At 54.3% G+C, this 24,106-nt stretch carries 19 protein-coding genes; 9 read left to right on the top strand and 10 right to left on the bottom strand.

Annotation, left to right across the window (positions count from 1 at the left end; genetic code table 11):
• Nucleotides 1-22: 22 nt before the first annotated feature.
• Together B9T62_RS29970 and B9T62_RS29965 are read left to right on the top strand one after the other, a co-directional pair.
• Complete coding sequence (locus B9T62_RS29970; RefSeq protein WP_087918601.1) at nt 23-1,486, top strand: CoA-acylating methylmalonate-semialdehyde dehydrogenase; 1,464 nt, start codon at nt 23-25, stop codon at nt 1,484-1,486.
• 30 nt (nt 1,487-1,516) lie between these two features.
• A complete protein-coding gene (locus B9T62_RS29965) occupies nt 1,517-2,881 on the top strand; it encodes an aspartate aminotransferase family protein (protein ID WP_087918600.1) in 1,365 nt (454 codons plus the stop codon).
• Here the strand turns inward: B9T62_RS29965 and B9T62_RS29960 are convergent.
• Entirely contained in the window at nt 2,850-4,538 is a 1,689-nt protein-coding gene (locus B9T62_RS29960) for a PucR family transcriptional regulator (RefSeq protein WP_087918599.1), read from the bottom strand. The two genes, B9T62_RS29965 and B9T62_RS29960, sit on opposite strands and share 32 nt — an antisense overlap.
• Nucleotides 4,539-4,858: 320 nt before the next feature.
• On the opposite strand from B9T62_RS29960, the gene B9T62_RS29955 reads away from it, so the two are divergent.
• The 4 genes from B9T62_RS29955 to B9T62_RS29940 are packed head-to-tail and all read left to right on the top strand — an operon-like array spanning nt 4,859 to nt 9,251.
• A complete protein-coding gene (locus B9T62_RS29955; RefSeq protein ID WP_087918598.1) occupies nt 4,859-6,250 on the top strand; it encodes an NAD(P)-dependent oxidoreductase in 1,392 nt (463 codons plus the stop codon).
• Nucleotides 6,251-6,289: 39 nt separating this feature from the next.
• Nucleotides 6,290-7,579 (top strand): NAD-dependent dihydropyrimidine dehydrogenase subunit PreA, encoded by a 1,290-nt coding sequence (preA, locus tag B9T62_RS29950; protein ID WP_087918597.1) that lies wholly within the window; start codon nt 6,290-6,292, stop codon nt 7,577-7,579.
• 2 nt (nt 7,580-7,581) lie between these two features.
• Nucleotides 7,582-9,012, top strand: coding sequence for a dihydropyrimidinase (gene hydA / locus B9T62_RS29945; protein WP_087918596.1), 1,431 nt, complete (start codon nt 7,582-7,584; stop codon nt 9,010-9,012).
• Entirely contained in the window at nt 9,012-9,251 is a 240-nt protein-coding gene (locus B9T62_RS29940; RefSeq protein WP_087918595.1) for a hypothetical protein, read from the top strand. Before hydA ends, B9T62_RS29940 begins: the two co-directional genes overlap by 1 nt.
• A gap of 385 nt (nt 9,252-9,636) precedes the next feature.
• Here the strand turns inward: B9T62_RS29940 and B9T62_RS29935 are convergent, their stop codons facing one another.
• A complete protein-coding gene (locus tag B9T62_RS29935) occupies nt 9,637-10,134 on the bottom strand; it encodes a GNAT family N-acetyltransferase (protein WP_087918594.1) in 498 nt (165 codons plus the stop codon).
• Between the two features lie 100 nt (nt 10,135-10,234).
• Nucleotides 10,235-10,783: a cupin domain-containing protein gene (locus B9T62_RS29930; RefSeq protein ID WP_245864138.1), complete on the bottom strand. Its 549-nt coding sequence runs from the start codon at nt 10,781-10,783 to the stop codon at nt 10,235-10,237.
• A 183-nt stretch (nt 10,784-10,966) separates the two neighbouring features.
• Here B9T62_RS29930 and B9T62_RS29925 point away from each other — a divergent pair, with 183 nt between their 5' ends.
• Nucleotides 10,967-11,575: a TVP38/TMEM64 family protein gene (locus B9T62_RS29925; protein WP_087918593.1), complete on the top strand. Its 609-nt coding sequence runs from the start codon at nt 10,967-10,969 to the stop codon at nt 11,573-11,575.
• 72 nt (nt 11,576-11,647) lie between these two features.
• Here B9T62_RS29925 and B9T62_RS29920 read toward each other — a convergent pair whose 3' ends face one another.
• The 6 genes from B9T62_RS29920 to B9T62_RS29895 all read right to left on the bottom strand — a co-directional run bounded on the left by B9T62_RS29920 (nt 11,648) and on the right by B9T62_RS29895 (nt 19,795).
• Nucleotides 11,648-13,189, bottom strand: coding sequence for an aminotransferase class V-fold PLP-dependent enzyme (locus B9T62_RS29920; protein WP_087918592.1), 1,542 nt, complete (start codon nt 13,187-13,189; stop codon nt 11,648-11,650).
• Between the two features lie 125 nt (nt 13,190-13,314).
• Nucleotides 13,315-13,791: a DsrE/DsrF/DrsH-like family protein gene (locus B9T62_RS29915; protein ID WP_087918591.1), complete on the bottom strand. Its 477-nt coding sequence runs from the start codon at nt 13,789-13,791 to the stop codon at nt 13,315-13,317.
• Between the two features lie 135 nt (nt 13,792-13,926).
• A complete protein-coding gene (locus tag B9T62_RS29910; protein ID WP_087918590.1) occupies nt 13,927-14,244 on the bottom strand; it encodes a hypothetical protein in 318 nt (105 codons plus the stop codon).
• 99 nt (nt 14,245-14,343) lie between these two features.
• Complete coding sequence (locus tag B9T62_RS29905) at nt 14,344-16,485, bottom strand: putative bifunctional diguanylate cyclase/phosphodiesterase (protein ID WP_087918589.1); 2,142 nt, start codon at nt 16,483-16,485, stop codon at nt 14,344-14,346.
• Between the two features lie 212 nt (nt 16,486-16,697).
• A complete protein-coding gene (locus B9T62_RS29900) occupies nt 16,698-17,321 on the bottom strand; it encodes an acetate uptake transporter (RefSeq protein WP_087918588.1) in 624 nt (207 codons plus the stop codon).
• A gap of 122 nt (nt 17,322-17,443) precedes the next feature.
• Entirely contained in the window at nt 17,444-19,795 is a 2,352-nt protein-coding gene (locus B9T62_RS29895) for a bifunctional diguanylate cyclase/phosphodiesterase (RefSeq protein ID WP_087918587.1), read from the bottom strand.
• Nucleotides 19,796-20,123: 328 nt separating this feature from the next.
• Here B9T62_RS29895 and B9T62_RS29890 point away from each other — a divergent pair, with 328 nt between their 5' ends.
• Nucleotides 20,124-21,077, top strand: a complete 954-nt coding sequence (locus tag B9T62_RS29890) for a 1,4-dihydroxy-2-naphthoate polyprenyltransferase (protein WP_087920481.1) — start codon at nt 20,124-20,126, stop codon at nt 21,075-21,077.
• Between the two features lie 37 nt (nt 21,078-21,114).
• The gene (locus tag B9T62_RS29885; RefSeq protein ID WP_087918586.1) at nt 21,115-22,110 is read left to right on the top strand and encodes a Gfo/Idh/MocA family protein; all 996 of its coding nucleotides are present in this window, start codon (nt 21,115-21,117) and stop codon (nt 22,108-22,110) included.
• Nucleotides 22,111-22,357: 247 nt separating this feature from the next.
• Here B9T62_RS29885 and B9T62_RS29880 read toward each other — a convergent pair whose 3' ends face one another.
• Nucleotides 22,358-23,728 (bottom strand): dicarboxylate/amino acid:cation symporter, encoded by a 1,371-nt coding sequence (locus tag B9T62_RS29880; RefSeq protein ID WP_211296368.1) that lies wholly within the window; start codon nt 23,726-23,728, stop codon nt 22,358-22,360.
• Between the last annotated feature and the right edge of the window lie 378 nt (nt 23,729-24,106).

Below are 24,106 nucleotides of genomic sequence, written 5' to 3'. Positions count from 1 at the left end.
AGTGCGGAGAGGAGCGAGGATCATGACTTTGCTGGCGGTGCAGACCGGAAGGGTGAAGAATTACGTCAATGGAGTCTGGGTGGAATCCTCCTCCGGACGGGATGAGGAGGTCTTTAATCCGGCAACAGGTGAAGTGATCGCCTATGTTCCCATCTCGGGGAGGGAAGAATTGGATGTGGCGGTAGAAGCGGCATGGCAGGCCTTTGCGCTATGGAAGAAGGTGGCTGTGCCAAGACGCGGGCGTTATTTCTTCCAGTACCAGCAGCTGCTGGTACAGCATGCGGAGGAGCTGGCACAGCTGATTACCTTGGAGAACGGCAAGAACCTGGAAGAAGCCAGGGGAGAGGTGCAGCGCGGCATTGAATGTGTGGAGTTCGCTGCAGGCATCCCCAGCCTGATGATGGGCAATCAGCTGCCGGATATCGCCACAGGCATAGAATCCGGGATGTACCGTTATCCCTTGGGTGTGATCGGTGGCATCGCCCCGTTCAACTTCCCGATGATGGTGCCCTGCTGGATGTTCCCGCTGGCGATTGCCTGCGGCAATACCTTCGTGCTGAAGCCCTCGGAACGTACACCGCTGCTGATGAACCGGCTGGCAGAGCTGTTTGCCGAAGCCGGCTTCCCGCCGGGGGTGCTGAACATTGTGCACGGCGCACATGATGTGGTCAATGGCCTGCTGGAGCATAGCCGAGTGAAGGCGGTGTCGTTCGTAGGCTCACAGCCGGTGGCAGAATATGTCTATAGAACCGGAACCTCGCACGGGAAACGGGTGCAGGCCTTGGCCGGAGCCAAGAACCATTCCATTGTGCTGCCGGATGCCGAGCTTGACGCTGCGGTGAAGAATATCATAGCCGCTGCTTTTGGTTCGGCGGGTGAGCGCTGCATGGCTTGTTCTGTTGTTGTTGTGCATGAGGCGGTGGCAGATGAGCTGGTGAAGCGGCTGGTTGCCGCTGCGGATGAGCTGAAGATCGGCAACGGGATGGAGGACGGGGTGTTCCTCGGACCGGTGATCCGCCAGTCCAACAAGGAGCGTACCCTGGCCTATATCGAGACCGGAGAGCGGGAGGATGCGCGGCTGGTGAGGGATGGCAGGCAGGATGGCGCGGCAGCAGGTGCAGGCTATTTCCTCGGGCCGACGATCTTTGATCATGTGAAGACCGGAATGACGCTGTGGAATGACGAGATTTTTGCGCCGGTACTGGCTGTAATCCGGGTGGGCAGTCTGGTTGAAGCCATTGAGGTTACGAATCAATCGCCGTTCGCGAACGGGGCCTGTATCTATACGGACAGCGCGAAGGCGATCCGCGAGTTCCGTGAGGAGATTGATGCCGGTATGCTGGGTGTGAATTTGGGGGTGCCTGCCCCGATGGCTTTCTTCCCGTTCTCGGGCTACAAGAAGTCGTTCTATGGCGATCTGCACGCCAATGGACGCGATGGTGTTGAATTCTATACCCGCAAAAAAATGATCACAGCCCGTTATTAGCGAGACGGATAATCGAGAGGAGAGAATGCTGTGCTTAATCTGGGGACTGAAGGCGAGCTTGCTCTGAAGAAGGATCAGCAATATCTGTGGCATAATATCACACCTTATAGTGAGAGCAGTCCGCCGATGATTGCCGCTTCGGCCAGCGGGTCATGGGTGACAGATATCAACGGTGACAAGTTTCTGGACGGCATGTCCGGCCTGTGGTGCGTGAATGTGGGCTATGGACGGAAGGAATTGGCCGAGGCGGCTTACAATCAGCTGCTGAGCCTGCCGTATTTCCCGTTGACACAGAGCCATCTGCCGGCCATTGCGCTGGCCGAGAAGCTGAATGAATGGCTGGAAGGCGACTATGTGATCTTCTTCTCCAACAGCGGCTCGGAGGCCAACGAAGTAGCTTTCAAAATGGCCCGCCAGTACCAGCAGCAGATCGGCCAGCATTACCGGCACAAGTTCATTGCGCGTTACCGCGGGTACCATGGCAGCTCGCTGGGCGCGCTGTCGGCAACCGGCCAGGCGCAGCGCAAATATAAATATGAGCCGCTCGGCGGCGGCTTCCTGCATGTGGCTCCGCCGGACAGCTACCGCCGTCCGGCAGACATATCGGTGGAGGAATTTAATCTTCAGAGCGCACAGGCCATTGAAGATACTATCGTCTGGGAAGGTGCCGAGACGGTGGCGGCGGTGATTATGGAGCCGGTGATTACCGGCGGCGGTGTTATAGTGCCTCATCAGCTCTATCTGGACCGGGTGCAGGAGATCTGCAGCCGGCACGGGGTGCTGCTGATCATCGATGAGGTGATCTGCGGCTTTGGCCGCTCCGGGCGGAAGTTCGGGCATCACAATTACGGAGTGAAGCCGGACATTGTAACGATGGCCAAAGGATTGACCAGCGCGTATCTGCCCTTGTCGGCCACGGCAGTCCGCAAGGATATTTATGAGGCCTTCAAGGATAACAGCGACGGCTACGGGTATCTGCGCCATGTGAACACCTTCGGCGGCAATCCGGCGGCCTGCGCGCTGGCGCTGCGCAATTTGGAGATCCTGGAGCAGGAGAATCTCGTCGAGCGTGCCGATATGCTGGGTAAACGGTTATATAGTGAATTCTCCGGCTTGCTGGGACATAAGCTTGTGGGTGATATCCGCAGCTTCGGGCTGGTGCTTGGCATAGAACTGGTAGAAGACAAGATTACCAAGAAGCCTGCCGATCTGAATATCGTCAAGGGCATTATCGCCGAATGTAAATCCAAAGGTCTGATCATTGGCAAGAATGGAGACACGGTAGCAGGCTTCAATAATGTGCTGACGTTCGCGCCTCCGCTATCCTCCACGGACGAAGACATCCAGTTTATCGTGGATACCTTCACAGCTGTGCTGAACGGGAGCTGGGCATAGCGAATTTCTCCGGGTACAGGAACTGGTAGGCACGCAAGGCTACCTGGATGGAGATACGGTTCTCCGGCAGCATGAAGTCTTCGCCCAGCAGCTCGGTGATTTTGTCCAGCCGGTAGTAGAGTGATTGCCGCACGATGAACAGATTGCGGGCGGCAATCTGCTTGGAGCCGTCATGATCCAGATAGACGCGCAGGGTGAGCAGCAGCTCGCTGCCCTTCGATTGGTCATGGTCGATCAGCGGTCCGAGGTAGCTGCGGATGAAATTCTGCAGCGTGCTGCCGTCGTTCAGGCTCAGCAGCAGCTGGAACACGCCAAGCTCTTCATAGAAGAGCAGTGACTTCTGATAACAAGTATAGAGTGAGAGTGCCTGTACGGCTTCCTGATAGCCGGCATGGGCGTGCTTCAGGCCTTTGTGGGACTTGCTGACTCCGATCACGAGCTGCAGGTCCTTCAATTTCTCATCGGAACGGATATGCTGCAATGAATCGAGTGCCTGCTGCAGCCGCAGCTTCCCGGGCAGCTTGGATTGGATATCCAGGGCGATGACGGTGAGCCGATTGTTCTTAAGTGTAATTAACGGCCGCAGTGAATATTTCTCAAAAATCGAGCGGAGAATCAGCGACAGGTGGAAGGTGATTGATTCCCATTCATGCTCCGAGCTGTTCCATTTCACATCGCGCGGATTCTCGATTTCGATCAGACAGACGCGGTAGGGCAGCTCATTGACTGCGTTGAAGTCAGGGCCGATCAGACTCTTAAGCCGGTTGTCATCTTCGATCCGCCCGTTGATCAGCTCCTCCACCCACAGGTTCTCGGAGAACAGCTTGCGTTCTTCCATATACCGGGTACGGAGCAGCTCCTGGGCGATGGAGAGGGAAGCGGAGTCGAGCAGCATGCAGTCGAATTCCTGTGGCTTGTGGTTGCAGACCATTAGGATATAGGCCCAGGTCTGATCAAGCGCTCCGACAGGCTTCATGGCAATGGTTCTGGAGCCGTATTCCCTGAAGATGGGAGCGGCATCCGGCTGGACGCCGTCCATCTCCTCGCTGTAGGAAGTGAAGAAGCTGAGCAGCGGGCTCTGCTCTTCCGGAGAGAGCGCCGGGAAGAATAAGGGTTTGCCTTGCAGCTGCATGTAGACAATTTGCGTGCGGGTGCTTTTGCATAAGAGCTGCAGCACTTTCAGTGTGCCTTGTGAGGTTAAGGTCAGCCGGTGGAATTCACGGGAGATGCTCTCCAGCTCCTGCAGCATCCGGTGGTGGCGGTTGATGATGAGGGAATGCAGATCAAGGGTAATATCCACAAACCGCACGGTGCGTGGAAAAATAATCAGCGGGAAGTTGTGGCTGTTCGCCAGCTGCACCATCTCCTGTGGGACGGCATTGAAGTAGGTGCCCAGCTCGATGCAGAGGCAGGCGGCGTTCTTGTCGATCAGGTTCTGCATAAAGGCCAGGGAGGAGGGCAGGTCCATGCCTATGCCCATACCGGTGGTCAGGATCATTTCTTCCCCGTGGATCAGACTTTCGAAGCTGGCGCTCTCCAGCACATGTACCCAGCGGATGGCCCGGTTCATGCCATTTCTGCCGCCGACGACTTCCGATTCTGCAAATAACGGCCGTTTGAGTGCATCCCGAATCGTAAATACGAGTTCCCAATCCATAGCTGTCCCCCTCGCTTGCTCGGCATGCTGCCGGCATTCTGGCTCCCGCGGTTTCCCGGTTCCATTCTCACACGTAAAAAATCCGGTTTGCATATTAGACAAAGTGTCTAATGTAACGAAAATTCGAAATAGCTATAGTGTGAATATGATATGTCAGAATATATGACTTATGCAGGGAGAAGGTAGTGGAATTTCTTGAATTATTGCCTATTTTACTACAACCGACCGCAAAAGTAAGTAAAATAATAAGACGTTTCTTAGAATAGTGTTATATTATATAACATAAATGTACTCCAATTGCTCAGAAGGAGGAATCATTAATGAATCAACCCTCACCGACAAGCCTGTTTACACCAGATATGTTCATGCGCAATTTCGCCGAGGCTGAGCCGGGGTTATCCCGCCAAGGGGCGATGGAAGAGTCCAACCGCTGCCTGTATTGCTATGACGCTCCCTGCATCAAAGCTTGTCCTACCAGTATTAATATTCCTTCCTTCATTAAAAGAATTGCTACCGACAACCTGAAGGGCTCCGCGCATACCATCATGGACTCGAACCCGGTAGGGGCCAGCTGTGCGCGTGTCTGCCCCACAGAGGAGCTGTGCGAAGGGGCCTGCGTGCTGAATGAGGCTTCAGCTCCGATCCAGATTGGCCTACTGCAGCGTTATGCCACGGATTGGGCGATGAAGAGCGGCGTCACCTTGTTCACAGCGGGAGAGAGCAATGGCATGAAGGTAGCCATTGTCGGCGGCGGTCCGGCTGGACTATCGGCGGCAAGGGAGCTGGCGCGCGAAGGCTTCCAGGCCGTGATCTATGAGGCCAAAGAGCTGGCCGGCGGTCTGGATACGCATGGGATTGTTTCGTTTCGGCTGCCGCAGTCGGTATCGCTCTGGGAAGTGGAGCAGGTGGAGAAGCTGGGCGTGGAGATCCGCACGGGAGTGAAGGTGGGCGTGGATGTCTCGGTAGAGGAGCTGAAGGCCGAATATGAGGCTATCGTGCTGGCCGCAGGCATGGGTTATGTGCCCCCGCTGGGCATCGAGGGCGAGAAGCTCTCTGGTGTATACGATGCAATCGAGTTGGTGGAGACAACCAAGACAGCTGTTCCTACGCTGGAGCTGATGGGCAGCAGGGTCGCGGTGATCGGAGCAGGAAATACGGCGATTGATGCCGCTACCTGCTCGGTACGGCTTGGCGCAGCCAACGTGAAGATGGTCTACCGCCGGACGCGCAGCGAGATGACGGCTTATGATTTCGAATATGAATTCGCCAAGCAGGAGGGCGTGGAGTTTAGCTGGCTGACGTTGCCGAAGCGGATTGTCGGCGATGAGCTGGGCAACGTCATAGGCCTTGAATGTGTGCAGATGAAGCTGACTGGCGAGACTGGTGCGGACGGACGGCTTGCCCCTATGCCGGTGGAAGGCTCCGAGTTCATTATGCCCGTCGATGCGGTGGTGGTGGCTATCGGCCAGAAGCGGCGGATCGATCTCATTGAGGCCTTTGGCCTTGAGCATGTGCGTGGCATTGTGCAGATGGATGAGCAGACCTGCAGAACGTCTGATCCACAAATTTATGCTGCCGGTGATATCGTATTTGGCTCTGGTGCAGGCGAAGCGATGGTCGTATCCGCTGCCCAGCAAGGCAAAGCCGCGGCTCATGCCATTGCGAAGCAATTCCTGGAGCAGCGCGGCCGTATCATCGGCTCGGCAGTCTAGTCCACCGGGGAAGCAAACCAATATCAGGGAGGGAATCATATGGCAGATTTGAGTATTGACCTGGCAGGAATCAAGTCCCCCAATCCATTCTGGCTGGCTTCGGCCCCGCCTACCAACACAGGCTATCAGGTGCAGCGGGCTTTTGAGGCCGGCTGGGGAGGCGCGGTGTGGAAGACACTCGGCGATCCGATTATCAATACCTCTTCACGGTTTGCGGCGGTGCATTTCAACGGACAGCGGGTAGCCGGGTTCAACAATATTGAGTTGATCACGGACCGTCCGCTGGAGGTGAACCTGAAGGAAATCTATGAAACCAAGAAGAGGTTCCCCAATCACGCCATTATCGCTTCCCTGATGGTGGAGCCTTCACAGGCGAAATGGCATGAAATTGTCAAACGCGTGGAGGCCGTCGGTGTAGACGGGCTGGAATTGAACTTTGGCTGTCCGCACGGTATGGCGGAGCGGGGGATGGGGGCGGCTTCCGGCCAGCAGCCTGATCTGGTGCAGGCTCAGACTGCTTGGGTGAAGGAGGTGGCGACCACGCCGGTCATTGTGAAGCTGACACCGAACATCACCGATATCACAGTGGTTGCCCGTCATGCGGTCAAGGGTGGAGCGGATGCAATCAGTATGATCAACACAATCAACAGCCTGGCCGGAGTAGACATCCATAGCTGGAATACGATCCCGCATGTCGGCGGACAAGGCGCGCATGGTGGCTATTGCGGACCGGCCGTTAAGCCTATTGCGCTGAGCATGGTGGCGGAATGTGCCCGCGACCGTGCGGTGACGGTGCCGATCTCGGGAATCGGCGGGATCTCCACCTGGCAGGACGTGGTTGAGTTTATGCTGATGGGCGCTACCGGCATTCAGGTCTGCACCGCCGTGATGCATCATGGCTTCCGGATTGTAGAGGAGATGATCGACGGGCTGAACAACTACCTGGATGACAAGGGGCTGGCCTCAGTCACCGAGCTGATTGGTAAATCGGTCTCGCGGTATTCTAACTGGGGGGATCTGGACCTCAATTATCAGGTTGTCGCCCGAATCAACGAAGAGAACTGCATCAACTGCAATAAATGCCATATTGCCTGCGAGGATGCCTCGCATCAATGTATCGATATGCTGACCAATGCCGAAGGCAAGGCGGTACTTCAGGTCCGCGAAGAAGACTGTGTAGGCTGCAACCTGTGTTCCATTGTTTGTCCGGCCGATGGCGCCATTGATATGATTCCGCTGGAGAACGGGGCGGCTCCCCTGACCTGGAATGAGCGGCAGAAGGTCATTCAATCACTGAACGGCACTTATTCTGAAGCAGAGGTGATGTAAGGATGAAGAAGCTGATCAAGAACGGAATCATTGTTACCGCAGCGGATACGTATACAGGAGATATGCTGATTGAGAGTGGCGTAATTGCGCAGATTGGGCTGCAGATTGACGCACAGGATGCGGAAGTGATTGATGCGTCCGGCTGTTATGTATTCCCGGGCGGCATTGATCCGCATACCCATCTGGATATGCCGTTCGGAGGAACGGTGACCGCCGATGATTTCGAGAGCGGGACGATAGCGGCCGCCTATGGCGGAACAACCACAGTCATCGATTTCTGTCTAACCACCAAAGGCCAGCCGCTGCAGCAGGCCGTGGACACCTGGCATGCGAAGTCGCAGGATAAGGCGGTGATCGATTACAGCTTCCACCTGATGGTGTCGGAGCTCAGCGACAGGGTGCTGGGCGAGCTGCCCCAGATCATTGAGGATGAAGGCATCACCTCCCTGAAGGTGTTCATGGCTTACAAGAATACCTTCCAGGCTGATGACGGCACCTTGTACAAAACCTTGCAGACGGCCAAACAAGAAGGCGCGCTGGTAATGGTCCACGCCGAGAACGGCGATGTCATTGAATACCTGGTAGAGCAGGCGCTGGCCGCCGGGAATACCGATCCGATCTATCATGCCTTGACCCGTCCGCCGGAGCTGGAGGGTGAGGCTACAGGCCGGGCTGCATACTTGACAGAGCTGACGGATTCACAGCTGTACGTAGTCCACGTGACCTGTGCGGAAGCCGCCTGGAAGATTGCCGAAGCGCGCAAAAAAGGGCTGCGGGTCTACGGCGAGACCTGCCCGCAGTATTTGGTGCTGGATGTAGAGGCACTGGCGAAGCCGGATTTCGAGGGGGCCAAATATGTCTGGTCGCCTCCACTGCGCGAGCAGTGGAACCAGGATGTGCTGTGGGATGCGCTGTGGAACGGCTCTCTGCAGACCATCGGCTCGGATCAATGCTCCTTTGATTTCAAGGGGCAGAAGGAGCTGGGACGCGGTGATTTCTCCAAAATTCCCAACGGCGGGCCAACAATTGAGGACCGCTTCAGCATCCTGTACTCGGAGGGGGTCCAGAAGGGCCGGATATCGCTGAACAAATTCGTTGATATCATATCCACCTCCAGCGCCAAGCTGTTTGGGCTGTTTCCGCAGAAAGGCACACTTGCCGTGGGCAGTGATGCGGATATTGTGATTTTTGATCCGGCGGTTACACGGACCTTGTCGGCTGCAACCCACCATATGAAGGTGGATTATAATGCGTTCGAGGGGATGGAGATTACCGGTGAGCCGGTTTCCGTACTGAGCCGCGGCGAGTTCGTCATTCGTGACCGGGCATTTGTAGGTTCCGCAGGGGCCGGGCAGTATCTGCACCGCAAACGGTTCGCAGCAGAAGCGTCCCCGCTTCCGGCGCGTAAGGAAATCAGTGGAGGGGTGAGCTAATGTCGGCTTATGAGGAGTTTGCCAAGGAGCGGCAGGAGGTGGATGAGCTGCTGTTCAAGGGATACCGGGTCGCCGGTATCCTGGAGGATCTGGACGGGGCGCACATCACCTTCGCCAGAAGCGAGCCGGCACCTGCTGCCGTGGAGCTGCTGCTGCTGACGGCGGATGGTCGGAAGTATGTAACCACTGTGCTGCTGTCGGGCCGTGCGGCGGATGTGCAATCCACTGCCGTATTATGATGCTGGTGCAGATAGCTGGGAAAGTGGTTACTGCTTAGGCATCCGTATGATGAGAATATAGAATATTTAACTTCGTAGTGGTCCGTTAAATCCGAGCCATTGAATTAGCTGCAAAAGTGCATCTAATTAGCTGATTTTTTACGTTTTGGAGCAAATAGTTGCAAATAGGCACTTAATTCCAGAGTTTGAGCGTAGAAGACTTGATTTTCTCGAAATTAGTTGCAGTATCGCACTTAATCACCTCCTGATAGAGGTTTCGGCTGTAATTAGTTGCACTTCTGCATCTATTTGCGTTGAAAGTTCCGGAGTAATATTCTAAATCTTCGCTGAGACCTAAATAGTAACCGAATGTGCAACTAAATCATGGTTTAGAACTTATTGACCACTAGCTTTCATACTCATGCCGCAGCAGAGACATAATCTGCATCGTCTCATAGGTCTCGCCCATTTTCAGGCATTCACGCAAGGTTCCCTCCAGCGTAAAACCGGCCATTTGATACACATGCTGTGCCCTGTGATTATGTATAACAACATCAAGCCATAGCCGGTGGGCCTCGGTCTGTGTGAAGATCCATTCCGTAAGAAGCGGCAGCAGGGCGGTACCGTAGCCCTGTCCTTTGGTCTGAATAACAATTCTTCTTAGACAGACGGCGAGGTTGCGGTCCTGAAGTCCGCTGATCAGCACATAACCCAGACGTTCGCCCGTCTTCTCCAGCATTGTCAGATGCAGGAAATCCCCATCTGTAAGCGATGCCTTATGCTGCCCGCGGCTCCACTGGGCCACATAATGACGGTTAAGCTCATCCTGCTCCACCTCCAGTACGAAATCCAAGTCCTCCACGGCAGTTCTGCGTATGTCCATTACATCCGATTGAATTAGCATAGTCAGCGCCTCCTTTATCATGTCCTATATTATAGTCCAAGAGGCGCTGAAACGCAGCGCTTGTCTGCTCTGCGGAGTAGTGGGAGCCTACGGGCAAACCCTAGCCCTCTCCTCTGGAATTAGCTGCCTGCCAATGGGCCCGCAACGGTCCATCCCCGCCGTACACAGGATCAGTTGCAGGCAACGGAACGCCGGGAATTTCCTTCAGCGCCTCCACCCGGTCAGCGGCGTTATCCCTGCGCAGGTTATAGTCCATACCGGCGGGATAGGCACCAGCCACCGAGAAATCAGCGCTGCTGTGAAGCCGCTTGTGTGCGGTCCCGGCTGGAAGCACCAGTACATCACCTGCACCAACATGTAAGGTTTCTCCCGAATCGCCACCCAACTGCAGGGCTGCCGAGCCGCGGATCACTCCAAGCACCTCATGGCAATTGCTGTGATAATGATGATAGTTGAAGACCCCGTTCTGCCAGCTGTTGCCCCAGCCGTTGCGGTTGAACCGGGCTTCTATTTCCTGCGGGGCTTCAGCCAGTGCACCTGGATAGATTAGCACGGGTAGCTGCGCATTGTTCGGCAGCATGCCGTCATCGTGTAGCCATAAGGTCACGACGTGTTCCTGCTGCTTGTCCGTTCGAAAGGATTCCATCATGGCCAGCTCCTCTTCTCTTATTGGTCTCCCTGCTTAACCGGAGATAATTATATTTACCCCGCCCTGTGCGGCAGTCCATCACCGGCGAAAATCCTTCAGGCCATAGTAATGACAGCCGGGAAAGTATTGTATACTTGAGTCTCAGGTATTAAGAATTATAACCGGGATGAGGAGCGGCAAGCAATGTTTCTGTTAAATACAATCTCATGGCTGACCGAGGACAATCTGCGGCAGCTGCTGGAGCAATACCGTTCGCTCGGCCCCCTTCCTGGGGTTGGGCTGACATTTATGAAGTCCTTTGTCCCACCGCTGCCGACGATTGCAATTGTTGGCTTGAATGGGGCCGTATATGGTTTATGGCTGGGGTTCCTCTATTCCTGGATTGGCCTGGTGGCCGGCTGCCTGACGGCGTTTCTGATCATCCGCAAGGTGGCCTCCCACCGGCTGCTGGCGAAATGGGCGGAGCGGCCCAAGGTCGAGAGGGGGATGAGGTGGGTGCGCCAGAGCGGATTCAGCTATGTTTTTCTGCTTAGCCTGTTTCCGGTCGGTCCGTTTGTGGTGATCAATATGGCGGCCGGACTGGCCGGGATGAGGCTGCGTTCCTATCTGCTGGCGCTTTGCGCGGGCAAGGCAATTATGGTGTTCGCAGTGACTTATATCGGCAACGATCTGGAGCGCTTCCTCCGGCAGCCGTGGGAGATCATCTATGTGCTGCTGTTTATCGGTCTTTCCTTATGGGGCGTGAAGGCGATTGAAGCGCGGTTTGCCAGAATAGGGACAGGGCAGAAGTAAGGAAATGTCCTGAAGCTGCACGGAGCGAAGTCTGTGGTTCACAGTTCTCGCATCGCCTTAATCGTCACATCCTCACATTGTAAAAAGCTCACGCACCTCTGCCGGGCTTGGAGATGCATGGTGCAGGTGAACCCAGCTGTTGGTAGCCGAGTGGTAGCGGTAGTCCTGCTGCCACTCTTTGATGTGCTGTGTGATGCCCTGGACCGCGTCGATCATCCGCTTGACCTCTGCTTCAGTCATGATGGGATGCAAGGAGAGGCGGACCCAGCCCGGCTTCAGCGACTGGTCGCCGGCATCGATCGCATCGATGAATTGTGCGGAGAGCGCTGGCCCCAGCCCGAGCAGGAAATGCCCGTAAGGGCCGGCGCAGGAGCAGCCGCCGCGCGACTGGATGCCGAAACGGTCATTCAACAGCTGGACGACGAGGTTGTAATGGATGTCCCGCAGGTTGAAGGAGACAATACCGTGACGCTGCTTGTGGTTGCCTGCAAGCAGGGTGAGTCCAGGGATGCTGCGCAGTCCTTCCATGAGCAGGGAGCACAGCTGCTGCTCGCGCAGCGACATATACTGGCCGCGTCCGTTCATCGAGTCCTTCAGGCGGATGCAGAGCGCGGTGCGGAAGGCCTGCAGGAAGCCGGGCGTGCCCCCGTCCTCACGGACCTCCGTGTCAGGGATATAGCGGCGTTCGCCCCAAGGATTCACCCAGACTACGGTGCCGCCGCCCGGCTCATCCGGCAGGCGGCACCGGCTCAGGGCGGTGTCGAACACCAGGACACCGTTCGTGCCCGGCCCGCCAAGAAACTTATGCGGCGAGAAGAAGATCGCGTCCAGCTTCTCCAGTGGCGAAGCCGGGTGCATATCAATGGGCGCGTAAGGCGCACTGGCGGCGAAATCGACAAAACAAACCCCGCCATGTAGGTGCATCAGAGCGGCAAGCCGCCCGTACGGGGTCTGAATGCCGGTCACGTTGGAGCAGGCCGTGAACGAGCCGATCTTGAAGCGGCGGTGGCGGTACGCCACCAGCAGCGCCTCCAGCTGCACCGGATCGGTATTGCCGTCCGCTGCGGGTGGAACGGTCACCACATCGCCGATCCCCTCCTGCCAGGGCAGCAGGTTGGAGTGATGCTCCATATGGCTGATGAAGATGACCGGCCGTTCCCCGGCGGGGGGCTGCCATTCCTTCAGCCATTCCGGCAGCTTCAGCCCCAGCAGACGCTGCAGCTTGTTCACGGCTCCGGTCGTCCCGTTGCCGCAGAAGATCAGTGCATCCTGTGGACCGGCATGGACATGCTGTTTGATGATGGACCGCGCCTCTTCATAGGCCAGGGTCATGGTAAGGCCTGTTGTATTGGATTCGGTATGCGGATTGCTGACATAAGGGCCGAACAGCTCCAGCAGCCGGCGCTCAATCGGCTCATAGAGCCTTCCGCTTGCTGTCCAGTCTGCGTAGAGCAAGGGCTGCCTGCCATAGGGTGTGGAGATTTGATGACCTATACCAACGGTGTGTTCTCGGAAGTAAGCGAAGTGCTCCTGCAGCGAAGCGGGAGCTTCGGCGGCAGAGGCGGGAATAGTACTCAGCACGGATAATCCCTCCAGCCGGAACAGCGCCTGCATAACCTGAAGCGCCGGGGGGAGAGCAAGCGGCTTCGGGCTGGCGGTGTGCCAGTAGTTTCTATGGCTCAGTATATGCCGCTGCAGGGAATAGGTTAAAGCCCACCCTCGGAGGGGTGCCTCCGAAGCTAAATAAACAGCTGGATGTCGCTTTCCAGCGCATCCTTCAGATAAGCGGCAGCATCGATGATCTCCACCTCCGGCAGCAGCTCCTCTGGCTTGAAGCCCATAATCTCCACCGACAGCTTGCAGGCGTAGAATTTGATGTTTTTTTTGCGGGCGCCTTTTAGGAAGTGGATCAGCTTCGGCGCGCCTTGCTCCTCCATCATCTCCTCCAGCATCATCCGCCCCAGCCCGCTGAAATTTAGGTGCGACAGGGGCAACTGCTGCGGACCTTTCGGGGTGATCACATCCATCAGCTTCTCATAGATTGTTTTGTCCTCCAGCGTCATGGTTTCCGGGTCACGCACCAGAAACAGCCCCCAGAAGGAGAAGAACATCGTGACCTCCAGATCGATGTCCCTGGCTGCATTCGCCAGAATCAGTCCGGCCATGGCCTTGTCATATTCCCCGCTGAACATCAGCAGATTCAGTTTCTTGTCCACACAGCATCCCTCCATTATCAAAATTTGAATATCCCTAGTATGGATGCCGGAGTCAAAAGTATGCCTGAGCAACCTCCTTAAATAAACACAAGCGGATACTGTCCCCTGAGGGACGGTATCCGCTTGTGCGAACGTTTATTGCTCGGATGGGGCGCCTTCGGCGTCCGGTGCTGTGGGCAGAAGCTGATCATAGCGGCGGGCGGACAGCCAGATACTGCCTGTAAACAGGACAATCATCCCCAGAATAATCGCAAACCGCCAATCGCCGGCCTTGAAATTAAGCTGTAGTACGGTCAGCACCAGGGCCACCTGGGTCCAGACCAGCGTCCGTTTGCGGAATGCGGTAATATTAAGGCCCATCTTCGGCATGCTGCGAATAATCAGGAAGGATAGTCCTGCCAGAATCAGCGCAAACAGCAAGGTTCCAGCTAGCTCCGCGTTGGATAACCACATGTCTCCCAATCCTTTCGGATAGTCTGTTCTTCCCTTGTATTATAATCGATGATACCGTTTTCATCCACCGATTAATCAGGGTTGGCCGGGCCTTACGGCTTATGAAGCCAATCTTCGGATCTCCGCTGCGGGCAGCGGCGGGAAGAAGAGGAAGCCTTGGATATACGGGCAATCATGCCGCACCAGGAATTCCGCCTGCGCGGCAGTTTCCACCCCTTCGGCAATCAGATCGTAGCCCAGCTGGGAGGCCACGAACACGATCGACTCTATGATCGTCTCGTCAATGGAGCTGATGCCGATGCCTGTGATAAAGGTGCGGTCAATTTTAATTTTGTTCACGGGAAAATGCTTCAAATAATTCAGTGAGGAATATTTGGTGCCGAAATCATCAATCGAGACTACAATTCCGCAGTCACGCATCTGCTGCAGCAGCGGATAATGCTCCTCCAGCAGCGCTGTGCTCTCGGTAATCTCAAATTCAAGCACATCCGTCTCCAACTGGTATTCCTGCAGGATATCAAATAGATTCTCCATCAGGTTGCGGTTGTAGAACCAGCTGTTGGAGATGTTGATCGATGTGCGCAGCAGCTTCATGCCGTCCTGCCTCCATTCGCAGAGCTGGCGGCATACCTCGCGCAGCACCCAATCCGTAAGCTGAATCATCAGCCCGGCCTCCTCGACAGCAGCGATGAAGGTTCCAGGTCCAATCAGCCCCTTCTCCGGATGATTCCAGCGGATCAGTGCCTCCAGACCGATCAGCTCGCCTGTAACGGCGTTGACCTGAGGCTGGTAATACAGCACGAATTCCTCCCGCTCCAGAGCGGAGTGGAGATATTTGGAGATTAGCCGTTTGTGCTGCAGCCGCTCGCGCAGATCGGAGTCAAACAGGAAATAGTTGCGTTCCTCCCGCTGCTTGGCCTCATACATCGAGAAATCGGCAAATTTCAGCAGATCCTCTTTATCCAGCGAATGTTCAGGATAGAGCGCGATCCCGATGCTGGTGGAGAGACTTAGCTGCGCGCCGGAGATATGGAGTGCCTCGGAGATGCAGTCACTGATCTGCCTTGCTATCAGCGGGATGTGATCAACCGGCATATCCTCAAACAGCATGACGAACTCATCGCCGCCTGTCCGTGCGAACAGCTTATAGGGCAGATCCCTATGCTTCAGGCGTCCCGCCAAAGCACGGATAACCTGATCGCCAGTGGAATGCCCCAGCGTATCATTGATTTCCTTAAAGCGGTTGAGGTCGAAAAAGAACAGCGTATACGTTTGTGACGGCTCTGCCGATTGCAGCAGACCTTCCAGCTGCTCCATGAAATAACGCCGATTCGGGATCTCTGTCAGGCTGTCGAAATGAGCCAGCCGTTCATATAGCTGCTGCGAAACACGCAGCTCTTGGGTACGGATGTTGACCACACGCTCGAGGTCACGGTTGAAGCGGGACTGGTGCCAAATGATGTAGAGGATAAAGCCCAGGATCAGAAGTGTAGCAAGGTCAATCCACAGCACGCTTCTCAGCGACTCCCATTTCTTATGCGGATGCAGGGGCGAAGCTATGATCCAGTTCTGGTTGTAGATCTTCAGCGGTGCTGTGATCTGTGTGCCCTCCTGGGGCACAGGGCTGCCGAACAAGAAAGTGCGATTGGCCGCAGTTACATAGACCGCTGAATCTTTCAGCTGGAATTGGCTGACAATATCATCAATCAGTAGAGTGGCGGAGACCATTCCGCTGAAGGAATCGCCATCATAAATAGCTTGGCGGATAACTATGCCATAGCTGCCCTGAGCCAGCAGGCGCGGACCATCAATAGTGATCTGGCGGGATCGTATCGTTTCCTGAATTAAGCCGGGTGAGGAAAGCGCAGGATCGAGAAAGATGCTTTTGCCGAGAATTGCCGAATTGCCGGTGAGAGGATAGAGGTAGCGGATCAGGCCGTCTGGAGCAATCATCAGGTTCAGCACGTGGCTGGCGTTGCCGTAGGCTGTAACCAAGTAATTATTATACAGTTCAGGAGCAGCATTGAAGCCGACCGTTTGCACAAAAGAGCTGATACCCTTCACAATGGAGGCCCTTTCTTCAATGCTTGCGCTCAGCATCACCGCCTGTGAGGACAGGTCGGCCAATTCGGCCCGGGTTTCGCGCTTCTCCGCTAGTGAATAATAGGAGAACAACGTAATTTGAAGGGCGGCTAGGAAGCCAAGGATAAGGAATAGGGGCTTTTTAGGGATGAAAGCCATCGGGTGCCTCCGATATCTAATGATTCAATATTTCAAAGCGAGCGGTCCCCGAGTCATAGCAAATGTCGAGATATGTCGCAGGTGATGGATATAGCATGTCACGATTGGAAGCAATGCGCAAGGAAAAACATGGGGGAATTTCGCCTATAATTAAAACGGATAAGCACACTTCCGCCCTCACAGGCGAGTTTGTACTTATCCGTTGGTGCGAGCTATTTCTTGAAGATGCCGAGCGGTGCGCCGACAGGCAGGAATGTACGGCCAAAATGAGCATTCAGTACCGAAGCACCGCAGCCATACAGGGAGACGATACCAATCGCAAGCTCCGAGCAGGCAGCAAGCTTATGGAAGAATTCAGGAGCAATGCCGAAGGCATCAAAGGTAAGACCCAGGAAAAGGAAGTCAATTAATATAAAGATAATCAGCAGAACGCGGTTGGCTTCTACGGCACCGATCGTCATAAACAAGGTGAAGATCAGGTAACCCAGAAATACAAAACCAAGTTGTTTGGGATCTACACCGGCGGCCAGCACGGTACCGAATACGCCCAGTTTGATCAGCCAGCTGGCACCCATGCCGAACCAGAAGAAGGCATAAGCGGCAAAAGCGGTCATTCCGAAGGTGTTGTTGTGCTTGGCATCCTGAATGGCGGCGAACAGCTGGGCGAAGGCGCCAAGGAAGATGGCCCAAGGAATCGCGTAGCTAAGCCCGGTGGTGATCTCAAGCTTCTGTGAAGATGCGATCAAGGTGACGATAGCCAGTCCGAATAGGCCGATGGCGCTTGGATCGGCAGTGACGACTTTGATGGACTGTGTGGAAGGGGATTGCGCTGACATTACAATAAGAGCCTCCAATATTCTAAAAGTGTTCGCTCATGACAACAGCGCCAAATTGGCGCTGTTATAGGCTTGCCTATCATATCATATCGTCCTTGGACTTGCCTATAATGATGTAATCATTATTTGTCGTAATTAGGAGTAGTCTGGGCCAGAAAAGCCGGGATCTCAGCCGCCCGGATCGGTCTGCTGATGTAATAGCCCTGCAGTTCATCACTGCCCAGACGGCGCAGCAGGTCGAACTGCTCCTTCAGCTCAATGCCTTCAGACACCACTCGCAGGCCCAGATTATGGCTTAGCTCAATGATGGCCTTGACCAGTACGTCATCGGGCTGCTCTAGTGTAATCTCGGAAACGAAGGAGCGGTCAATCTTGATCACATCGACAGGAAAACGCCGCAGATAACTTAACGAAGAGAAGCCGGTGCCGAAATCATCCAGCGAGATCCGGAAGCCGTGTTCTCTCAGCTGCTGCAGGGACTGGGAAATGTTGTCGCCCGAGACCAGCACGCTTTCGGTAATTTCCAGCTCCAGACTGGAAGCAGGCAGAGCGAATTCCTCCAGCAGCTCCAGCAGAATCTCCAGCAGACCGGGCTGCATCAGCTGTACTGCCGAGATATTAACCGCGGCGCTGAGCATAAAGCCTTCGCTGCGGAAGCTGACCATATCGGCGCATACCTGGCGCAGCACGTGGCTGCCGATAGCGACAATGGACCCGCTGCTCTCCGCCAGCGGGATGAACTCCGAGGGCGGCACAGCGCCGTAGGTGGAGCTGGTCCAGCGCAGCAAGGCCTCTACTTTGGATACCTTCATTGTGTCGGAAGATAGAATAGGCTGATAGTAGACCTCGAGCTCATGATTGTCTGCCGCAGACAGCAGCTCCAGGGCAAGAATCTTGTTGCGGCGGACACTCTCCTCCAACGCCTCGGAATATTGGTACATATGGTTGCGGCCGGATTCCTTCACATAGAGCATGGCTAAATCAGCCTGTTTGACCAGAATGTCCGCGTCCATGCCGTTGTCAGGAAACACACTGACGCCGATGCTAGCCGTATTATGCAGCACATGTCCATGAATCAGATGCGGAGCCAGCAGCGCCTCCTGTACCCGGGCCAGCTGAAGCTCGATGCTGTGCGCATCGGGCAGGTCGGCCAGCAGGATGGTGAACTCATCACTGCCCAACCTGGAAACCACATCCTGGTTGCCGACAACGGATAACATCCGATCAGAAATTTCTTTCAGCAGTGTATCTCCGTACTCATGTCCGAACGTATCATTGACTGTCTTGAAGTGATCCAGATCGATAAATACAAGTGCAATCTTCCTTCCGCTGGCTTGGGCAGCTTCAATAGCTTCATTCAGCCTGGTGAAGAACAAGGAGCGGTTGGGCAGCTTGGTTAACGGATCAAGCATCGACTGCAGTTGCAGCTCCTCCTGGCTGTGCTCCAGCGAGGACATCATGCGGTTGAATTCATGCTCCACCTCACTGAACTCGTCTTTGCCGGAGCTGTTGATACGGATCGAGAGATGCTGGCTACTGGCAATGGTACGGATATTGTCTACCAGCGAGACCACTCGCTGCAGAATGGCACGGTTCACAAAGATCAGGCAGACGATAAAGATCAGCACGGTGAGCAGAAAGAAAAAAAGCAAGAAGCTGAAAATGGATTCCAGGCCGCTTTCATAAATCCGGCGCGGCTGCTTCACGCTGATTACTACGTCCGGTTCGCCGAACAAATTATTGACAACCTTATGGATCGCCGTAGAGTTGTCTTCACCGGTGGTCAGCCAGAATTCCCGGTTATTTGCCGCCTGAAGCTGTGCCGGGGAGATGCGGGTGATCCGGAGGATGGAGGAAGTCCCTTGGTTAATCTGCTTCATCTCATCGTCCCGCAGCAGTCTGCCCGCAATGGCTATTCCTCTCGAAGGCTGGCTCATATCATTATTGACGATAGCAGCGAGGGAAATCAGCATGGGTCCTTGATCCAGCAGCACGATGCCAGCCTTGCCGTTCTTCAGATCCGGTGAAGCCTGTAAGCTGCTGTGTATCCGCCCAACCAGCGTATGCAGCTCTTCAGGCAGTGGATCAATGGTCCGTGTCTGGGAATTGTAGCTGCCGCCATACAGTTCTTCACCCGCATTATTCAGCAAGGCTACCATATCAAAGTGATTGATTTCGAAGGTTGATTTAATGTAGTTGTTATTAATGTAAGGATCCTCCGCAGCTGTCTCCGGTGAGACGGCGGCAAACTGGTACGTATCATCCCAAACCGAATAATTCATCAGCTTGGACTGCATGCTCTGCAGTTCTACCTGGTAGGCATAGACAGCTTCTTTCAGCTTGGAGTGGATTGCATCCTGATCCAGCTTGTCGAAGCGGTTGAGCAGAAACAAATGCAGCAGCAGGTAGGTGGAAATCAGAGCAATGCTGGCTACAACACTTATGAATATGACAATTTTTTTGCGCAGCTTCATGTTGATCCCCTTAAATTATAAGACCTAATAGGTAATAAGTTCCAACCAGATTAGTGTACCATGAATAGGCAATATTTTGCATTGTGAATCTAACCAATTTGTCGAAAATTGATGTATAATAATTAATGATAATAATTATCAAATAATAATTAAAGGCGGAAAGCAATAGATGAACAAGTGGATTTTGTAAAAAAAGCTTCACGATTCGGCGTTTTTCCCGTCATGTTTATTCCCCATTGTACTCGGAACAGTTGGAGCATATATGTGGGAAGGAATATTTCATCCACCAATAAGGCAAGGCATATCTGACACATAAGGATGTATGGCTGTGAACGTAAAAAGCTTTCTGCAATTTGTTGAGCTGCCCACTAAGGCAGCCAGCATGATTCCTTTTCTGATGGGGACGCTATACGCCCTGTATCGGTATGACGATTTCTATGTGCTGCGGTTCGTGCTGATGTTCGTGTCGCTGCTTAGCTTCGATATGGCGACAACGGCAATCAACAATTATTATGATTTCAAAAAAGCATCCAAGACCGAGGGCTACGGCTATGAAACCCATAACGCCATCGTCCGCTACAAACTGAAGGAGAGCACGGCGGTATTCACCATAATTCTTCTGCTGGCCTTGGCGGCAGGCGGCGGGATCGCGCTCGTTACCCAGACTGGACTGCTCGTCTTTCTGCTGGGCGGCTTGTCGTTTCTGATCGGTATTCTGTATTCGTTTGGTCCAATCCCGATTTCGCGGATGCCGCTTGGCGAGCTGTTCTCGGGGCTGTTTATGGGCTTTGTAATTATTTTTATCTCGGCTTACATTCATACAGATTCCAGTGTGGTAGGGCTTGTCATTGAAAATGGCTGGGTCAGCCTGCATATCAGCATCCTGGAAGTGTTATACCTCTTCTGGTTCTCTGTGCCAGCCATTCTTGGGATTGCGGCGATTATGCTGGCGAACAATATCTGCGATATCGATGATGATATCGAGAACCGCAGGTATACTCTGCCGGTCTACATAGGACGTGCCAATGCCCTGACACTGTACAAGCTGCTCTATTACGTCTCCTATCTGGATCTTGTCGTCCTGCTGATGCTGGGCGTTCATCCGGTGCTGGTGCTGCTGATTCTGCTGACACTGATTCCGCTGAGGAGAAACATAGCACGCTTTACGAAGAAGCAGGAGAAGGCCACCACCTTCATTCTGGCGGTGCAGAACTTTATTGTCATGAACACGGCCCGGATTGTCATTATGGGTGCAGCTGTGCTCTTGAGTGTGCTAATCTGAATATAGACGTTAACCAACTCATGGAAGAGGTGCAGCTATGACACAGAAACTTCGCTGGGGGATCATGGGCTCTGCGCAGATTGCAACAGGCTCGGTTATGCCGGCTATTGCAGAGTCGACGAGCGGTATCATCCAGGCTATTGCCAGCCGTGATCTCGATAAAAGTGCGGCTGTAGCCGCAGCATTCGGAGTGCAGCAGGCCTATGGCAGCTATGAGGAGTTGCTGGCCGACCCGCAGGTTGAGGCGGTGTATATCCCGCTGCCTAATCACCTACATCTGGAGTGGGTGCTCCGCGCCGCCGAGGCAGGCAAGCATGTGCTGTGCGAGAAGCCGATTGCGCTGAACAGCCGGGAGGCCCTTCAGATGGTGGAAGCCTGCAGCCGTGCGGGCGTACATCTGGCTGAGGCCTACATGTACCGCCACCATCCGCGGATGGGCCAGGTGCAGGCAGTGATCGCTTCCGGCGAGATCGGGGAGCTTCGCTCGATCCGGGGCACATTTACTTATAATGATGCGGAAGACACTTCGAATATCCGCTTTAAGTCCGCATGGGGCGGAGGCTCCCTCTATGACGTGGGCTGTTACCCGCTAAGCGCGGCACGGCTGCTGTGCGCCGCTGAGCCGGAGGCGGTAACGGTACAGGCCCTATTCTCCCCCGAACATGACCATGTGGACATGATGGCCTCCGGGCTGGTGGAATTCCCCGGCGGCGTGAGCCTGATCTTTGACTGCGGCATGTGGGCGTTCAACCGCCAGTTGCTGGAGATTCTGGGCACGCAAGGCCGGATTGAGCTGCCGATGCCGTTTAATGCCCGGGAAGAAGACGCTGAGTTCTTCGTATACAGTGACAGCGGCATGCGGCGTGTGGATGCCATCGGGGCCAATCCGTATACCCGGCAGGCTGATGACTTCGCGGCGGCGGTGTTTGGCCAGAAACCGCTGGTTGAGCCGTCTGATATCATCCGCAATATGACGCTGATCGAGACCTGTCTGGCTTCCGCGAAGCAGCGGCAGAGAATCGTTATGGGATAATTATGGACATCGAAAACCTCCGCAGCCGCTGCTAATGCAGGGTGTGGAGGTTTTTTGAAAATATAAGAATGTATAGGTTTCACGCCATGAATTATCCTTCTATTTCCCGCAGAAACGGATGCCTGAAAGCGATACGTAGTATCGCTGCTTCGGGAGCATACGCTTTGCTGAGGGCAGCGAAGCCGTTTCTACTTGAAATATAAGAATGTATATGTGGAGACCCCACCGCTATGCGAGCGGGCTGTATTTAGGCGGGATTAACGAGCAGATCGTCTTCTCCGTCTTTATCATTGTTGAAGGCCTTACGGTCAAATTCACCTTCGGAATTCGCCACAAGCAATGCGGTGACCGTGGTTCCGGTCGCATTTACTGCGGTACGGCCCATATCGATCAGCGCTTCCACACCGGCAACGATAGCGATGCCTTCCAGCGGCAGACCCAGAGCAGTCAGGACTACAGTTGTGGAGATTACTGCCGGACCCGGTACACCGGCTACACCAATGGAAGAAATAATGCTGACCAGCACCAGTGTTACATAATCGGTCCATCCCAGATCAATGCCGAAGACCTGGGCTGTAAAGACAGCCACGATTGCCGGCCAAACCCCGCCGCAGCCATTGAAGTTAACGGATGCGCCCAGCGGAGCCACGAAGCTGGCGATACGCGGAGAGACATGCAGTCGTTTCGTAATGACCTCCAGATTGACCGGAAGCGTGGCATAGCTGCTTCTGGTGGTGAAGGCGACGGTGATCATAGGATAGATTTTGCGGAAAAAGCGGAAGGGATTAACCTTGGCTACCAGCAGCACCAGGCCGCCGAAGACCAGTACAAAATGCAGAATCAGCGCTACATAAGAAGTGATTATGACGCTCCCCAGCTCCTGCAGCGTTTCCCACCCATACCGTGCGGTAATTCCGGCAATCAGGGCAAATACACCATAAGGGGTCAGACGCATAACGAATTTAATCACCTGATGCAGCACGGTGGCCAGCGACTCAATCAGATCACGCACAGGCTTCACGGCCTCCGGCTTCTTGGAACCGACCTTGATGATCGCTACCGCCAGGAAGATGGCAAAAATCAGCAGCGGAACTACCTTGCCGGTTGCCGCTTCGTTAACGGGATTGGAAGGCACGAGCTCAAGGATAACCTCCGAGAAGGTCGGGATCTCACGGGCGGCGAAGTCTTCAGGCACAGTCTGCTGAATGCCCTGGCCCGGGTTAAACAGCAAGGCGATGGTGAGGCCGATAATGGAAGCAACTCCGGTGGTTCCGAGGAACCAGGCGAAGGTTTTGATCCCGATTTTGCGCAAATATTCGAGATTGGTTAAGGAAGAGATGCTGTTCAGCACCAGTACGAATACCAGCGGTACGACGAGCATGCGGATCAGGCTGACATAGATGCTGCCGAAGGTGCTGATTGCCTTGGTCTCCCATTCCAGATTCTGAAACAGGATGCCTGCAAGCAGCCCGATTCCAAGGGCGATCATCACTCTTGTTCCGAAGCCTACCCGTTTGCGTGCCAAATAGTACAGGATGCCGAATACAATAATGGAGGCGATGAAGCCGTACCCGTTTGTCTGGATCGCGGTAAGCAGATTGTTGTCAATATTGTTCATGAATGATTACTCCTCCTAAACCAACTAAGTTGATCAGATTAATGAAATAAAATATATATAGAATTTATACTATTGTCAATGAAATTTTATTACTAAAATCTTTAATGCCCATTAAATCGATTGGAATAAATAATAGGAGAATCCACTGGATCGCCAGAGATTCAACAGAAGAGCAATTGTTGCGTTTAGAAATTAGATACGAATCTGCAACTAAATTCGTCCTCTATCCGATTAGGTTTGAATACACTCTCTAGGATATGTGTTGCCCGTAGTAGAATCTGTGTTCAATCTTCACCTTAAGGGGTTGCCTCAGCAGTAGATGATATCTACTGGCGGGGCAACCCCTTATTGCATCCCAATAAAGTAAAAATTATACTT

Source organism: Paenibacillus donghaensis, from assembly GCF_002192415.1.
Taxonomy (GTDB): domain Bacteria; phylum Bacillota; class Bacilli; order Paenibacillales; family Paenibacillaceae; genus Paenibacillus_AQ; species Paenibacillus_AQ donghaensis.
The sequence above is the reverse complement of the archived record's forward strand: the minus strand, read 5'-3'. Positions and strand labels throughout refer to the sequence as shown.

Coding starts and splice junctions, on each gene's coding strand:
- B9T62_RS29925 (WP_087918593.1), top strand. CDS start 10,967: ATGTTTCTGTTAAATACAATCTCATGGCTGACCGAGGACAATCTGCGG.
- B9T62_RS29940 (WP_087918595.1), top strand. CDS start 9,012: ATGTCGGCTTATGAGGAGTTTGCCAAGGAGCGGCAGGAGGTGGATGAG.
- B9T62_RS29910 (WP_087918590.1), bottom strand. CDS start 14,244: ATGTGGTTATCCAACGCGGAGCTAGCTGGAACCTTGCTGTTTGCGCTG.
- preA (WP_087918597.1), top strand. CDS start 6,290: ATGGCAGATTTGAGTATTGACCTGGCAGGAATCAAGTCCCCCAATCCA.
- B9T62_RS29930 (WP_245864138.1), bottom strand. CDS start 10,783: ATGATGGAATCCTTTCGAACGGACAAGCAGCAGGAACACGTCGTGACC.
- B9T62_RS29920 (WP_087918592.1), bottom strand. CDS start 13,189: ATGCAGGCGCTGTTCCGGCTGGAGGGATTATCCGTGCTGAGTACTATT.
- B9T62_RS29900 (WP_087918588.1), bottom strand. CDS start 17,321: ATGTCAGCGCAATCCCCTTCCACACAGTCCATCAAAGTCGTCACTGCC.
- B9T62_RS29895 (WP_087918587.1), bottom strand. CDS start 19,795: ATGAAGCTGCGCAAAAAAATTGTCATATTCATAAGTGTTGTAGCCAGC.
- B9T62_RS29970 (WP_087918601.1), top strand. CDS start 23: ATGACTTTGCTGGCGGTGCAGACCGGAAGGGTGAAGAATTACGTCAAT.
- B9T62_RS29935 (WP_087918594.1), bottom strand. CDS start 10,134: ATGCTAATTCAATCGGATGTAATGGACATACGCAGAACTGCCGTGGAG.
- B9T62_RS29960 (WP_087918599.1), bottom strand. CDS start 4,538: ATGGATTGGGAACTCGTATTTACGATTCGGGATGCACTCAAACGGCCG.
- B9T62_RS29880 (WP_211296368.1), bottom strand. CDS start 23,728: ATGAACAATATTGACAACAATCTGCTTACCGCGATCCAGACAAACGGG.
- B9T62_RS29885 (WP_087918586.1), top strand. CDS start 21,115: ATGACACAGAAACTTCGCTGGGGGATCATGGGCTCTGCGCAGATTGCA.
- hydA (WP_087918596.1), top strand. CDS start 7,582: ATGAAGAAGCTGATCAAGAACGGAATCATTGTTACCGCAGCGGATACG.
- B9T62_RS29905 (WP_087918589.1), bottom strand. CDS start 16,485: ATGGCTTTCATCCCTAAAAAGCCCCTATTCCTTATCCTTGGCTTCCTA.
- B9T62_RS29955 (WP_087918598.1), top strand. CDS start 4,859: ATGAATCAACCCTCACCGACAAGCCTGTTTACACCAGATATGTTCATG.